At 64.6% G+C, this 13,761-nt stretch carries 18 protein-coding genes and 3 pseudogenes; 11 read left to right on the top strand and 10 right to left on the bottom strand.

The features are described 5' to 3' along the window. Positions 1-204: pseudogene (locus MKK55_RS26740) on the bottom strand (IS6 family transposase); the annotation flags it as partial. A 26-nt stretch (positions 205-230) separates the two neighbouring features. On the opposite strand from MKK55_RS26740, the gene MKK55_RS26735 reads away from it, so the two are divergent. Then, positions 231-1,040 carry a hypothetical protein gene (locus MKK55_RS26735; RefSeq protein WP_243938616.1) on the top strand — a complete coding sequence of 270 codons (810 nt, stop codon included), beginning with the start codon at positions 231-233 and terminating at the stop codon, positions 1,038-1,040. Positions 1,041-1,065: 25 nt separating this feature from the next. Beyond that, on the top strand, positions 1,066-1,404 hold the full coding sequence (locus tag MKK55_RS26730; RefSeq protein WP_243938615.1) for a hypothetical protein: 339 nt from the start codon (positions 1,066-1,068) through the stop codon (positions 1,402-1,404). Between the two features lie 523 nt (positions 1,405-1,927). Here MKK55_RS26730 and MKK55_RS26725 read toward each other — a convergent pair. Then, positions 1,928-2,374: a hypothetical protein gene (locus MKK55_RS26725; protein WP_147841119.1), complete on the bottom strand. Its 447-nt coding sequence runs from the start codon at positions 2,372-2,374 to the stop codon at positions 1,928-1,930. 295 nt (positions 2,375-2,669) lie between these two features. Between MKK55_RS26725 and MKK55_RS26720 the strand changes: the two genes are divergently transcribed. Beyond that, positions 2,670-3,422, top strand: coding sequence for an IS6 family transposase (locus tag MKK55_RS26720; RefSeq protein ID WP_243938613.1), 753 nt, complete (start codon positions 2,670-2,672; stop codon positions 3,420-3,422). Here MKK55_RS26720 and MKK55_RS26715 read toward each other — a convergent pair. The 7 genes and pseudogenes from MKK55_RS26715 to MKK55_RS26690 all read right to left on the bottom strand — a co-directional run bounded on the left by MKK55_RS26715 (position 3,378) and on the right by MKK55_RS26690 (position 7,579). Further along, on the bottom strand, positions 3,378-3,641 hold the full coding sequence (locus tag MKK55_RS26715) for a hypothetical protein (protein WP_243938610.1): 264 nt from the start codon (positions 3,639-3,641) through the stop codon (positions 3,378-3,380). The two genes, MKK55_RS26720 and MKK55_RS26715, sit on opposite strands and share 45 nt — an antisense overlap. Further along, positions 3,628-3,759 (bottom strand): annotated as a pseudogene (locus tag MKK55_RS29420) (hypothetical protein); the annotation flags it as partial. The pseudogene MKK55_RS29420 and the gene MKK55_RS26715, both read right to left, overlap by 14 nt. 460 nt (positions 3,760-4,219) lie before the next feature. Next, a complete protein-coding gene (locus MKK55_RS26710; protein WP_279596378.1) occupies positions 4,220-4,345 on the bottom strand; it encodes a helix-turn-helix domain-containing protein in 126 nt (41 codons plus the stop codon). Positions 4,346-4,754: 409 nt separating this feature from the next. Then, entirely contained in the window at positions 4,755-6,146 is a 1,392-nt protein-coding gene (locus MKK55_RS26705; protein ID WP_243938618.1) for a TAXI family TRAP transporter solute-binding subunit, read from the bottom strand. Positions 6,147-6,274: 128 nt separating this feature from the next. After that, positions 6,275-6,706, bottom strand: a complete 432-nt coding sequence (locus tag MKK55_RS26700; protein WP_243938606.1) for a hypothetical protein — start codon at positions 6,704-6,706, stop codon at positions 6,275-6,277. Positions 6,707-6,713: 7 nt separating this feature from the next. After that, the gene (locus tag MKK55_RS26695; protein ID WP_243938604.1) at positions 6,714-7,094 is read right to left on the bottom strand and encodes a glycosyl hydrolase; all 381 of its coding nucleotides are present in this window, start codon (positions 7,092-7,094) and stop codon (positions 6,714-6,716) included. Positions 7,095-7,168: 74 nt separating this feature from the next. Then, positions 7,169-7,579 (bottom strand): hypothetical protein, encoded by a 411-nt coding sequence (locus MKK55_RS26690; RefSeq protein ID WP_243938602.1) that lies wholly within the window; start codon positions 7,577-7,579, stop codon positions 7,169-7,171. Between the two features lie 306 nt (positions 7,580-7,885). Here MKK55_RS26690 and MKK55_RS29255 point away from each other — a divergent pair, with 306 nt between their 5' ends. Further along, positions 7,886-8,275: a PRC-barrel domain-containing protein gene (locus tag MKK55_RS29255; RefSeq protein WP_243938600.1), complete on the top strand. Its 390-nt coding sequence runs from the start codon at positions 7,886-7,888 to the stop codon at positions 8,273-8,275. 94 nt (positions 8,276-8,369) lie between these two features. Here MKK55_RS29255 and MKK55_RS29415 read toward each other — a convergent pair. Beyond that, a pseudogene (locus MKK55_RS29415) lies at positions 8,370-8,519 on the bottom strand (hypothetical protein); the annotation flags it as partial. A gap of 378 nt (positions 8,520-8,897) precedes the next feature. Between MKK55_RS29415 and MKK55_RS26680 the strand changes: the two are divergent. From MKK55_RS26680 to MKK55_RS26650, 7 genes are all read left to right on the top strand, one after another. After that, positions 8,898-10,388: a PAS domain S-box protein gene (locus MKK55_RS26680; protein ID WP_243938598.1), complete on the top strand. Its 1,491-nt coding sequence runs from the start codon at positions 8,898-8,900 to the stop codon at positions 10,386-10,388. A 129-nt stretch (positions 10,389-10,517) separates the two neighbouring features. Further along, positions 10,518-10,697, top strand: coding sequence for a hypothetical protein (locus MKK55_RS26675; RefSeq protein WP_243938596.1), 180 nt, complete (start codon positions 10,518-10,520; stop codon positions 10,695-10,697). A gap of 90 nt (positions 10,698-10,787) precedes the next feature. Next, positions 10,788-11,048, top strand: coding sequence for a GlsB/YeaQ/YmgE family stress response membrane protein (locus MKK55_RS26670; protein WP_243938594.1), 261 nt, complete (start codon positions 10,788-10,790; stop codon positions 11,046-11,048). 49 nt (positions 11,049-11,097) lie between these two features. Then, positions 11,098-12,084, top strand: coding sequence for a PhnA-like protein (locus MKK55_RS26665; protein WP_243938592.1), 987 nt, complete (start codon positions 11,098-11,100; stop codon positions 12,082-12,084). 267 nt (positions 12,085-12,351) lie between these two features. Next, entirely contained in the window at positions 12,352-12,651 is a 300-nt protein-coding gene (locus MKK55_RS26660; protein WP_243938590.1) for a hypothetical protein, read from the top strand. A gap of 40 nt (positions 12,652-12,691) precedes the next feature. After that, positions 12,692-13,192 carry a YidB family protein gene (locus tag MKK55_RS26655; RefSeq protein ID WP_243938588.1) on the top strand — a complete coding sequence of 167 codons (501 nt, stop codon included), beginning with the start codon at positions 12,692-12,694 and terminating at the stop codon, positions 13,190-13,192. 368 nt (positions 13,193-13,560) lie between these two features. Continuing rightward, the coding region (locus tag MKK55_RS26650) for a CsbD family protein (RefSeq protein ID WP_243934930.1) at positions 13,561-13,761 on the top strand (201 nt) is incomplete at its 3' end.

The raw sequence follows: 13,761 nt of genomic DNA, 5'->3' as shown, positions 1-13,761 counted from the left end.
GAACCCAGCGGTTCAGGGTGCTATCGTCCACCTCCAGAGTGCGTTCCGGGAATAGCTGCCCCATGTCGCGGTGTCGCGGTAGCTCAGCGAGTAGCGCAGGTACCAGGCGACAGCCTGCACGATCAGGTTGGCCTCGTAGTGCCGGCCTTTAAAGTCAGCTTTGGCGCGCTGCTTGAGCTTGGCAGCGATGGCGGACAGGATAATGGGCAGCCTCCGAAACCGGAGGCGCCTTGCGGGTCATAAGGTCAACGCTGGGTAAACGCAGACACAATCATGTTTGCGACACGCCCCAGCCCATCCAATCGACAGCCGAGCTGCCGGGCCCGGTCATCGCGACCGGGGCCGGTGCGGCATGGCTCGGCGGCAAGGCGGCAACGATCGGCGGCACGGCAGCGCTCACCGGTACCGCCCTCGGCATGAGCAACGGCATCATCACGGGTGCCTTCACAGCCGGAGCCGCGGCGCTCACGACGGCGGTCCTCGCCCTGCCGGCTGCCCTCACGGCAGCGGCAGCGCTGACGATGACCTATGACCAGGCGAACAAGATCGCCATCCAGGAGGGGTCGCAGGCCTTCATCGGCAAGGCGGATGCCGGCGAGGCCCCGGCGCTCAACCCGATGGAAGGGCTCGTGCCGAAAGACCCGCCATTCCAGAAGTACCTACGGACCCCGTTCTCGGGCACGTTCGGGAATTGGGAAGGGTCGCTACCGCCGGGCACGGCCGGGATGCCGGCTTCGGTGCCTGCGCGCCTGCCCGGACTCAATGGCCTGGTCGGGCCGCGACCCTCGGAGGCTCCCAAGTCGGAGGTCATGGTGCGCCAGCCGGGTTTCGGCCCGGCGACGCCCAAAGATCCCGCCGATGGCAGCGCAGCGACAGGAGGCAGCTCCGGCCGCATCCAGCGCGGCGCCCGTCCCGGATTCGGGCAAGATGCAGGAAGCGACTGCAGCTCTTGCCTCCTACAAGGCCGAGCTGATGAACGTGAAGTCGGAGCTGGCCGCGAGCGCGAGCCTCGATCTCCCGGGGGGCGGCGCCGGGCTTAAGGCACGGAAGGCCGAACTCGAACACATGATCGAGGGCGTCCAGGCGAAGCTGACGGCGCTCAACGGGGAGACGATCGCGCCAAAGGTCGAGACCGGTGCGCTCGAAAACCTTCACGTCCGAGCAGGCGAGCTGAAGGATGCCTTGCAGGTAGCCGGCGGCATCACAGTCGCCCCGCAGGCCTCGCCGGCCGGCCTCTCAGGAACGCTCGCAGTCGCGAAGGAGCTGTTGACCACCTTGCAGGCGATCCCGGTGGTGATCTCCGCGTCGAACGGCGCTCTCGCGCGGGCTAGCATCGGGGGTGGTCTGCAAGCCCGCTCGCGGTCGTTCAGAAACGGCGTCACACCCAGGGCGGGTAAGCAGTGATGTCCCCGCATGATCAGATCGAGGCGCTGGAGGCTGCTGCAATGGCCTTGGCCCAGCAGACGGCCGGGACAGCCACTATAATTATTGCGCAGAGTTTTATCACGCGTGCGTTAGCAGAGGGTTTGACGCGCGGTAGCGGCACATCGATCGGCGACGTGCATGAAATTTTCTGGCGATGTCCGACTACAGGCCGGCTGAGATTGCAGCTTCCGTGCGGGCAATGCTTGCCGAGGCATCCGTCGCATCGGGAGCACGGCATTGAGCACGGATCCCCGGTCCAGTTGTCGCCTCGGTGCCCGCGTTGAAACGGCCGACACCCGACCAGTCCTGGCGCACCCACCACCGTGAGCGGAGAGCGAAATGGGCACCCCCGCCGGTGGCAAAATACGATTACGTTGGCGCGATGGCTGCACTTATTCGAATGATGCGCAGGAACGTCAAAAATTGAGACCTGGCCTTTGTGACAAATTGCTAGATAAATTGTAGAATTACATTTTAGAATGTTTTGATGTATATCTTTTGATTATTTTTTATCTTCTATAGGCTTTTGACCTTTCTCCGATAGATCCGCTATCAATTTGGTTTTATCATCGAAAGAGTAAAGTTTTTTTAAATGCGGATTAGAAACAGCAAATTTCATAAAATCGCTAGCTGCCTTAAGCCTGCCGTCTTTATTTACATCCTCCGAAGCCTCAAGTCGAAGAGCTTCATCTTCTCTTGTCTTAGCTTCTTCTGCTTGATGCTTTAATTCAAGAGTTACTATTGCTAACCCTGTCGCAGTTCGATTGAAAAATTCGCTTGCGACAAACGTAGGTCGAGAGTAAAAAACGTAAAATGCGTTCGCTGCAAAGAAAAATACCATAAATAATAGGGTAAAATCTGAGCTTGATCCCTGAAGTACGCCAAAAAAACCAAATATTCCAGCCAGTAATGCTGAAAAAATCAGTATAGATATTCTTATAATATTCATTTAGATTGCCACGCAAGATTTATTGAATCTAATGCTAATTAGACGGAGGAGGCCGGCCTACCCCATTCAGAGGCCTGTCGCAAATGCCGACGGGCTCACGCCGGTCAGGCTTCCGCTATACACGGCACCGACTACCCGCGGCAGCTTGGCAGCGCAGTGTTGCGTGGCAGTGTTTGACTGGCCGTTCGGAATGCGGCGGCCCTTTTCGGGGCCTGTCGCAAACGCGTGCGCGTCTTCGTTCACGGATCGCTAGCCATTCTTGATGAGCTTGCCGCCTCCGCCTTGAAGCCGACCCATGATCCTGTCCGCTATCGCCGCCATGCGGAAGCATCGCTCCAAGGCCGACTTCAAAGGCCGGCGCTACGAGGCAGTGCTCATCGTGCAGGCCGTCTCCTGGTACCTCCGCTATCCGCTGAAATACCGCGACATTGAGGAGCTGTTCCTGGAACGCGGTCTGAAGGTGGGCCACAGCACCCTGAAACGCTGGGTTCTGGCCTACGCGCCCCTGATCGAGAAGCGGCTACTTCAGTTCCGTCAGCCTCACTGCGGGTCGGTCCGCATCGACGAGACCTACATCAAGGTTCGCGACGGGTGGCGCTACCTCTACCGGGCCGTCGACAAACACGGCAATCCAGTCGACTTCCTGCTGACCGCCGACCGCGATCTCGATGCGGCCAGGCGCTCCTTCCGCAAGATGCTAGCGGATGAGCCTCTTCTCGCCCCGGACCGCATCGGCACGGATGGCGCTGGCCCGTATCCGCGAGCCATCGCCGAGAGCCGGCAGGCAGGACTGCTGCCGCGCACGCCGATCCACTATGTCACCGAGCATCTGCAGCAGGGGATCGACAGCGACCACTTCCGGGTGAAAAGGTCGATGCCGCGGGTGGGAGGCTTACGCTCGTTCAATACGGCGCGACGCGCGATCCAGGGCTTCGAGGCCATGCTCTGGCTGCGCAAGGGCTTCGGCTTCGTCGGCGCGTGGACGGTGCGCGAGCAGAACCAGCTACTCGCAATCCGCTTCGGGCTTCCCCAGGCGAACAAAGGGTGAAAGCGGGACGGCAGAGGTCGTTCCGCGCCTCAGATCCAAGTTTGCGAAACGCCCATTGCTGTTGAGTAGCAGGCGGACCGCCGTGCGCAGTCCGGACGGCCAACCTTCGGGCTTGCCGAGCGGCGTCGTGGTCCAGTCGTAGGCACGCATCAGCGTCACCATCTCGCCCGCCCCGGCGAAGAAGTCGCGATTACCGGACATTGGATCAAGCGTGATCATGAGAGGCAGGAGCCTGCTGTGCCATCGCTCGCTGGTCGGCCGGGGTCTTACCCATCTCGGCGCGCTCGAACTCTTGCAGCGCGGCACGTACCACGTCGCTGACACTGCTGTAGCGGCCGGTGGCGACGCACCCTTACAGGAACACCCGCAATTCCGAAGGCACAAATATTGTGATGGTTTTGCGCACAGCCATATTTGGCACTAGCACCGCTACACACTGTCATACATTTACAAATGAGCATTCTGATCGAGAGCAAGGTGAAATTTGCTTCACCCTGATCGCGGGCATTGCACCATGCCAGCACGGATTTCTGGAAGGGTTGTGAGCAGGCGTGGCGACAAGGTCCGCTTCTGTCAACTCTCGCTTTAAAGCGGACCGTCGCAAATCCACCCTAAGCGGCCAGTCTGGTAGCGACCCAACCCAGCAACTCGGACCGCCGTCGGTGCTTCTCGAAAGCAGCCGTTCGTCAGCCCCCCGGCAACTTCGGCTTCAGGTGGCGATCAGACCTTAGTCTTCGCCCGGAATCGGACGCTGCGCGCGCCGCTCATCACCGCCTACCGGCGGCCGCCAAGCTGGTTCATTCAACAATCTCGACCGCGCCGCGACGGAGTTCGATCAGGCCTGCTTCGGCCCATTGTGCCAGGATGCGGCTCACCACCTCGCGCACGCCGCCGACGTCGTCAGCCAGCTTCTGATGGGTCAGGGCAACGACGCCGCGCGGATCGGCTTCAGCTCAGAGCCGTTGGGCTAGGCGCTGTTTGAGCGGGGCGAACGCCACCTCGTCGATCAACGTGAGCAGACCGGACATCAGCCGCGTGTATAGGAGCGCCTCGCGGTGGCGCCCCCGGCATCCGCCGGAAAGTCAGGCCGACAGTTTCGTCGTGTTGTGCGGATCGATGACGAATTTCTTGGGCGATCCCTGGTCGAACATCCGGTATGCGTCGGGCGCCCGCTCGAGCGGGATACTGAGCATTCCCCACGTGGACGATGACCTGAAGCCTATCGGAAAGCCTTTCCGGTAGGCTCCTCCGCTCACGACGCCACGACCACGATGCGCAGCGGCGAAGGCACCTGCGCGACCGGTGGCGCCTCGTTGCAGGATGTCCTCGAATTCAGTTGGCGGGCGGTGCACCCGGGAGCCCGGGGCCGACGCTTGCGGCCGATTCGCTCCGGCGCATCGAAGCACGCCTAACCGTGGATCGCGTCGCGTCGATTGCGACGTTGGCCGCACCGAGGATACGGAGCTCGGTCGGTCGATTGAGGGCTTGGCGCGCGACGGTGGCGGCAAGGTCGTCGACCTCGGCGGCCATCGCCTCCAGGCGCCCGGGATCGGTCTCCCGGCGGGCTTCCGAACGCAGTTCGAGCAGGCGGCCTGTCGCCACCTCGATCCGCTCACGGCGGATGCGGCCCAGTCGTTGCCGCAGCCAGGCCACCGTCGATCCGACGCCGCCGGCCAGGATGGCGATGAGGTAGATCCAGCTTTCGTAGCGCTCGATGAACGTCTCCTGTTCACGCTCGTAGTAGTCGATGGCGCCGGGATGAATCGGGAGGCGCGCGCTGGTGGCGCCGGCGGTGTGCTCGTAGGCGGGAAAGGTGACGGCGTCCGCCGCGGGAACGGTGTCGGCGAGGGCTGTCCTCATCTCGAACAGGTGCTGTGTCACCTCCGCGGCGAGGCTGCGCGAGAGGTCGGCGCGGGCCATCAGGCGATAGGACGATCCAACGGTCGCCACGTCCTCGGCGGGAACGCGGGGATTGCCGCCGAACAGGGCCGCCGGGAGCGTGACCGATTGCAGTCGTGGCCAGCGTGCCAGGACGGCGGCGGAATCGGGTACCCCGAACAGGGCGACCTCTTCGTCCCCGCCGTCTTCCTTGACGAGGGACACCATTCTCATTGCGACGGGAGAGGTTGGCGTGGTGACCAATGCCAGCGCGTCGATGCGATGGTCGCGTAGGGCGTCGGCGACCTCGGTCTCCTCCAGGGCCACGAGGGCCACGGCCTTTGACGGAACTGTGCCGACGGGCATCTCCGTCATGAGTTCCAGGTCGTGGTGTGCAAGGAGGGTGCCGACGAGGGCACGGTCGGCGGTGCGGCTCGCCAGCATACCGAGGCGTTTGCCCGCCAGATCCGGGAAGCCCTTGATGCCCGCGCTGGAGGGAGCCGCCACGAAGGCCGACAGATCCCGCAGGACGGCGAGCGTCAACGCGTTGCCAGGCATCGCGACGTCGGGTCGGACGACGGCAAGGTCTGCCTTGCCGGCCTTCAGCGCCTCGGCGCTCTCGCGAACCCCGTCGTAGGACACGACCTTCAGCCGGATGCCAAGCCTTCTGCGTGCCAACTCGTCCGCGTAGGCACGTAACAGCGCCGGTTCCGTTCCCCCGTTCGGGCCGGCTGCCACCGTCAGCGTCGTCGGGCGCGTCAAATGGTAGGTCGCCAGGGCCGCGGAAACGAGAACGAGGGCCAGTCCCAGCAGGAGCCAGTCCTGCCGTCGTCCGGGCAGGCTCATCGTTGCCACGTAGGCTTCCTCGCAATGGCTCCACAGTCGAGGCCGCACCACGGAAATAGGGGCGGCCTCGTCAGGATGTCGCAATCCTCATGGCTCCGTCGTGGGAGGACGGAACCTGATCGCCGGCGTCAGCGCCCGGTAGTGGTCGTAGACTTCACGGGCTTCGAGCCAGGCTCATGCGACATCGTCTTAGTGCTGGACTCGACGCCTTCGCCGTCGCGGACCTTGGTCTTGGTCTGCGACTTCGAGAAGGTACCACCGTCATGCGACATGGCCTTCGCCTGCCCGTTCAGGCCGCCGTTCCCCGTCTCGTTAACGTGGGAGCGGTCCATGGTCTTCCCTCCTGCGGCGGCGCCACCCGTGGCGAGGGAGGAACCGGTGGCGCCGTTCGCGCCGGTCGACGTGCCGCCGGTCCCGACCGTCGAGGCGGAGGTGCCGCCGGCCGCGGCGGAACCTGCGCTGCCTCCCGTCGCGCTGCCGCGGGCCTGTGCCTGGGCGAGTGCGGGAGCCAGAAGGAGGCCCATGGCCGCAAGTACGGGAATGATCTTTGTCGTCGTCATGTGGGCCTCACCTCTTGTCCTTGGGAACCGTGACGACGCAATCGCCGTCGCCGGTGGTGGTCATCGTGGTCCCGTTTCCAGAGCCAGAACTTGAGGCCGAACTGCTCGTCGTGCCATTCGCGGATCGGGTGATCACCGACGGCCCCCCGGTCGTGGAACTCCTCACGCCGTCCGGTCCTGCCGTGACCGAACTCGACAGTGTCCCGGCGCCCTTCGCGTCGTCGGAATGGACGACTTTGCAGGGCTTTCCGCTGGGGCCGGTGGTGACCGTCGTTCCTCCCGAGACACCGTTCGGGCCTGCGGTGACGGTGCTGGTCTGGGCATGGCTCGCGGCGACCCCGGCTAGGGCGAGGGCGCCGCCGAGAAGCGGCAGGATCAGGCGTGCCATGGTGCAACTCTCCTCGGGAGCGGGACGGGCGCGGTCCCGTGGGACCGCGCCCGGGTTTTCAGTTTGGTGTGGGGTCAGCGCTTGTTGTGGCCCGGTGCGTTCTCGGAGTTGCCGGGACCGCTCTTGTCATGGCCGACCGCGCCGCCCGACTTCCCGCCGCCGTCGGACATGCCGGCCGAGGAGCCGCCGGTGCCGACGGTCGAACCGCTCGTACCCTTGCCGGCCGACGAGCCACCGGTCCCGACGGTCGAGGAGCTGGTGCCACCGCCCGCCGACGACCCGCCGGTACCCAGCGTCGAGGACGTACCTGCACCGGTTCCGGAGCCGGCGGACGAGCCGCCCGTGCCAACGGTGGAGGAACTGGTGCCCCCACCCGCGGAGGAGCCACCGGTGCCGACGGTCGAGGACGACTGGGCGACCGCCAGAGCGGCGCCGCCGAGGACGAAGGCAGTGGCGAGTGCGGCGACGCGAATGTTCTCTAACATGGTTTTCTCCGGGTGTGCTGGTCGTTACGGAGCCAGAAACGGAGATGTCAGAAATACCGTTCCAAAATAATGCTTCGCATGTAGGCAGTTCGCCTGCCTGAATGGCAGGTTAATGCAGTTTATATACTTGGTTCAGACATGCCAGTAGCATCGGGATAATACCCCGTGGGCCGGCTCATCGCTTCATCGGACAGCGGGATCTGTGGATCTCCGGCTAGTCCATCGCAGCCCTGGCCGGCTCGAAGGGGAGGCGGCGACAGCGAGCGGGAACGGCGATCCCCAGGGGACCGTTCCCATCGACCAAAGGTGAAGGCCGGGACGTTCCGTGAAGCGATCCTCGCGTGGGCGATGAAATTGGTGCCGGAAGTGGCTACCGAGGGACCGCACCCGGGACCCGAAATTCTCGCCGGAACAGTTTTCCTACGTCGCTCGTTCCTGGACACCCGATCCGGGATCGGGAATATATTCATGCGTCGCTTCGCGCTCGCCGCCGTTGCCGCCTTGGCCGGCCCCCTCCTGACCAAGGACGAAGCTTCGGCGCCGCCGGCCACCGTCAAGTTCGCTTCCGTCCCGCCGGACATGGTGCTGAGCGACAACCTCATCGGCCTGAACATCGTCGACGGCACGAACAGCAACGTCGGCGAGATCAAGGACATCGTCATCGAGAGGGGCAAGCTGAGCAAGCCGGACGCTTGATTCTAGCTGATTGCTAGCTTCGGCAACTAGGTATTTAAATTTTTGGTAACAAAAAGTCCAACCTAAACAGGATAATCCCCGCTTTGTCAGTGAATTACATTTGCAGTTCCGAGCCAAGGCTTTCTAGTCTTGCGCCTTCCTCAATGAGTACGCCTGCGTATCGAATAGTCTCTCGACGAGCGAGCATGATCTCCAGTAATTCGATGCCCTTTTTATCGGGAAGAGGCACGCTGTCATAGACGTTGAAGTGGTAGCGAGGCCTGCGCCTCTCTCGGCAGTCAAAAGGCGGGAGTGCGCGTCTCTCTCAGTCGCCGACGCCCCGTTGTCGTGGCCGGCAATAACGTTCGCTATCAGACACTGATCTGGGGCACAACCGAGTGCTTACAGATGGGGTTGGGCCGTTCGTCATGCCGCAGCCTGAAGTGATCGAGGGCCGAGGAGAGAATTACAGGGGCTTGCCAGTCCGGAAACGCGTGTCAGACCAAGGCGACAACCTTCCTGCAGACGGCAAGGATGCCGGCCGGCAATGTCCGGGTTAGTGGCCGACGCATCGTTTGGGACGCTGGCACCCATGCGTGGATGCGACGCGACCACCGATGCCCTTCGAACGAGGTGAGCCAACATGACCCAGTCCGAGCAGCGGCAACTGGCACAGGTCGTCGCCGGCCTCGCCGAGGGTGTGATCCTTATCGAGCCGGACCACACCATCGCTTACGCCAACGACGCCGCCCTCGCGATGCATGGGGTCGCCGAGCTCGGCGACCTTGGAACCACGGTCGCCGAGTATCGGGCCAACTTCGTCCTGCGCTACCTCAACCACCGCAAGGTCGGCCCCCTGCAGCATCCCGTCGAGCGCATCCTCGCCGGCGAGGCGTTTCGCGACGCGGTTGTGGAGGTCCACCACGTCCGTCACCCCGAGAGGACATGGACGCATCGAATGCGGGGAGTGGTAACGACGGATGATGCCGGTGCACCGACTGGCCTCGCGCTTCTGATGCAGGACGCCAGCGACCGTTACGACGCGGAGGAGCGGTTCGAGTGCATATTCCGGGCGAACCCGGCCCCGGCCGTGGTGTGCCGGCTCTCCGACCTGCGCTACGTCAAGGTCAACCAGGGTTTCGTCGAGCTCACCGGATACGCACGCGACCAGGTCATCGGCCGGACATTCACCGAGGTCGACCTTCTCGGCCAGGGCGAGCATCGCGCCTCCGCAATCGAGCACCTCCATGCCGGCACGACCATCAGGCAGCGGGAGGCGTGTCTCTCGGTCCCGTCCGATACCGAGAAATACGTCATCGTCGCTGGCCATCCCATCGAGATGCCGGGCGGCGAACGCTGCATGCTGTTCACGTTCGCCGACCTGGAGGACAGGCGGAAAGCCGAGGCCGAGCTCCGTCTCAGCGAGGAGCGCTTCGCCAAGGCGTTCGAACTCAGCCCGATCCCCACGGTCCTCCTCAGCTCGGACACCGACCTGCCGACCAGCGTCAACGACGCGTACGCCTCCACCTTCGGCGATGCCGAAGGCGCTTCCGCGATGCCCTGGGTGGAGGAGGCAGAGCGGACGCGCTTCAAACGGGAACTCCAACGCTATGGCAGGGTGCGCGCCTTCGAGGGGCGCCTGCGCACGCGCGACGGCGACGTCCTCGACTGCCTCGTCTCCGCCGAGAAGGTCACCGTCGGCGGCGGCGAGGGCCTCCTTTGCGCCGTCCAGGACATCTCGTCCCGAAAGCGCACAGAGACCGAACTCATCTCTGCCATCGAATCCGTCATGGCTGACGCGTCGTGGTTCAGCCACGGCGTGATCGAGAAGCTCGCCCTGCTGCGCAACCCGCCCAGGCCGGGCAAGCTGCAGGCGGTGGCGGAGAAGCTCACGACCCGCGAGGGTGACATGCTGGAGGGCATTTGCCGCGGCGATACCGACGAGGAGATTTCCAAGGCTCTCGGCGTCTCGCTGAGCACCGTGCGCAACCACGTCGCCAGCCTGTACCGCAAGATCGGCGTCAACCGACGCAGCGCCGTGGTCGTCTGGGCCAGGGAACGCGGCATCGGCGAGAAAATATCATTTGAGCATTACGGCAAAAATACAACGCGAAAACCAGGTCGAAAACACTAACTCGACTAATTCAAAATACTTTTATGTAAATTGCCGGAACATCGCTCCGACGAAACTATTCGGTGGGTGTAGCTCTGCTCGAACCGGGCATCTCGACGACGGCCAAATCGGACGAAAGAGGTGCCGCGAATGGGCAAGGGCCGCAAGGTTCTGTCGAGCGATCATGCCCGTGCCCTGATCAAGCAGGCCATCGGCATCATCTTCGGCGACACCAAGGTCGAGGCAGAGGCCACGACCGAGATCGCTACGATTGAAGCGCGGCAAACCACGAACCAGCCGACCCGACCCAGCCGTCCCGCGCGGATCTAGCCCCGGCCCAGTACGCCATCGAGACCCATGCCTCAGCCCGCGCAGGCCCTGCGTCGGGACCCTTCTGCACGCCGAAAATTGGAGTTCGCCATGTCCTTCCTCGCCTGGATCGTCCTCGGCCTGATCGCCGGCTTCATCGGCAGCAAGATCGTCAACAACACCGGACAGGGCCTCGTCGTCGACATCCTGCTCGGCATCGTCGGCGCCGTCGTCGGCGGCTTCCTATTCAACCAGTTCGGCGAGCCCGGCGTGTCGGGGGTCAACCTCTACAGCCTACTCGTGGCCGTCGTCGGCGCCGTGATCGTGCTGTGGCTCTACCACAACGTCATGGGCCGCCGCCGGGTCGTCTGACCCGCCGCGCCCTTCCAGCTTTCCGAGCTTACAACCCAGGAGAACCACCATGGCCACCGTTACCGAGCCCACGCCTGTATCCCCCGGACGCCCGATACCGGATCGCACCGTCGTCGACCGCGACCTGCCGCAGACCACCATGGTCCCGCCGGCCGAGGACATGCGCACGATGATGCTGCATTCCGTCTCCTGGGGTGCCGTGCTTGCCGGAGCCACCGTGGCCCTGATCTCCCAGGTCATCCTCAACATGCTGGGGCTCGGCATCGGCCTGTCGACGGTCGATCCGATGGGCGACGGCACACCAGCTGCGAGCTCGCTTGGCATCGGAGCGGGCCTCTGGTTCGTCGTCTCCGGCGTGCTGGCGGCCGTCGCCGGCGGTTATTTCGCCGGACGCCTGTCCGGCAAGCCGTCGGCATCGACGGCCGGCTATCACGGCCTCCTCGCCTGGGCGGTCTCAACCCTCGTGGTGCTCTACATGCTGTCGTCGGCCGCCAGCGGCATCGTCAGTAGCGCCATGGGCACGGCCTCCTCGGCCATCGGCGGGGTCGGCAACGCGATGGGCGGCTCCGTCTCGACCCTGGCGCAGGCCGCCGCCCCGTCGCTGACCAAGGTCACCGACCCGTTCTCGAACATCGAGTCCAATGTCCGCAACGGCACCGGATCCGATCCGGCCGCGCTGAAGGACACCGCGGTGACCGCCATGCGCGCCGCCGTCTCGGGTGACGGCGCACAGCAGGCCGCCGCCCAGGAGAAGGCCGCCGTGGCCCTTTCCAAGGCGCAGAACATCCCGGTCGAGCAGGCCCGGACCCAGGTCGCGCAGTACACCCAGCAGTTCAAGGAGACCGTTGCCGCGGCCAAGGAGCAGTCCAAGCAGATCGCCGACGCCACGGCTCGCCGTGTCTCCCAGGGCGCGCTGTTCGGGGCACTCGCGCTGATCTTTGGGGCACTCGCCTCCTACTTCGCCGGCCGCGGTTCGGCCGTCAATCCGACCGTCACCCGCACCGCCACGAACCCCCTGACACCGCGTCGGGCGTGAGCCTGGGCGACCACGCCGCGACCGAGCCCTACGATCTAGGGACGTCCTTCGGCACCGCGGGGTGGTCACCATTCTCTGCGACGGCCTCGACCGAAACGGACCCGAGGTCGTCGCCTGCTTCCTCAAGAACGCCGGGCAGGTCTCGCCCGGCTGCCGGGCGGCCATCGCGGTTTACGCCGAGACGGCATCCGAACGGTCCGCCGCCTCTTCGTAGCGATTGCCTGCCTTCCCCAGTTCGTACTCGATCCGATCCGCAAGGACACCTCCATGAAGATCCTCACCACCCTGACCGTCGCGACAGTCATGACGCTCCTCGGTGCCGGCGTCGCCTCGGCCAAGCCCTGTGCGGTCGGAACGACCACGAACAGCACCGGCCAGCAAGGCTCGGCCGACGCTTCCTCGAAGGTCGACGGCGACACGACCGCGAAGGTCTCGCCGGGTGCCAAGGCAGAATCCCCCGGGACGGTCGGGGCGATGAACAACGTCGGCTCGAATGCGACGGCCTCTGCCAACGAGGCGAAGCCGCCTGAGGGCAAGGTGGTGAAGCCCGGTGACGACGATTGCTGATCGCGCCGAAGGTCCCAGAACAACGGAACAGAGACATCCAATGAGTGACGGCTTCCCCTCGATGACGGCGCTGCTTGGCCTGTTGGCCGTGGCAGGCTTCCAGAACCGGGACAAGATCCAGGAGATGCTCGGCGGAGCCGGCCAAGGTGGTCCTGCGACCGCAGGCACGCCCGCGGGACAGGGCGGCGCCGCGGGACAGGGTGGTCTCGGCGGCATCCTTGGTAATCTCGGAAACGCCCTCGGGGGTGCCGGCGCGGGTGGTCTGCTCAGCGGCGGCCTTGGCCATCTGGTCGACCGCTTTCGCGAGAACGGCCACGGCGAGGCGGCCGACTCTTGGGTGAAACACGGGCCAAACGCCGAGATGAAGCCCGATCACCTGAGGTCGGCCATCGGCCCCGACGTCCTCGATACGCTGTCGCGGCAGACCGGCCTTTCGCACGATGACCTGCTGTCTAGGCTCTCGCGCGAGCTGCCGTCCGCAGTGGATCGCTACACCCCCGACGGCAGGCTGCCGTCCTCGGTCGCCGGCATGCCGGGCTGAGGAACCACCCGGTCGATCCCGCAGGTATCGGAGCCGCGGAACCGACCGGCCACCACGTTCGCATCGGGGCACGTAACTCCCAACACCGGACGGACATATGTCCGGAAGCGCGCACGCCTAGGCCGCCGAACACCATGAGGCAGCGGCCAAGTCACACCAGAAGGCCGCTCGGCACCTCGACGCCGGCAACGAGGAGAAGGCCGCCAAGCATGCCTCGAAGGCCGACGACCGGGCGAAGAGGGCAGACCAAAGCTCGATCAAGGCGCGACCCAAGAAGGCCGCGTCGAAGAAGTAGTCAGCCCTAGTCGCGGCTCGAAGCGCGTCTTGCCGCGGGCCGGCTCAACCTCGAATCGAACGGAGATTGACCAATGGACGAAAACCGCATCACCGGCGCCGCCAAGGAACTCGGCGGAAAGGTCCAGGGCGCCGTCGGCGACGTCACGGGCGACCGCGAGACCCAGGCCAAGGGCACCGCCAACGAGGCGAGGGGTACCGTCGAGAACCTGTACGGACAGGCCAAGGACGCGGTGCGGGACGTCGCCGACCAGGCGGGTGGCATGGCAAAGGAC

The organism is Methylobacterium sp. J-059, assembly GCF_022829485.1.
Taxonomy (GTDB): Bacteria; Pseudomonadota; Alphaproteobacteria; order Rhizobiales; family Beijerinckiaceae; genus Methylobacterium.
The sequence above is the reverse complement of the archived record's forward strand: the minus strand, read 5'-3'. Positions and strand labels throughout refer to the sequence as shown.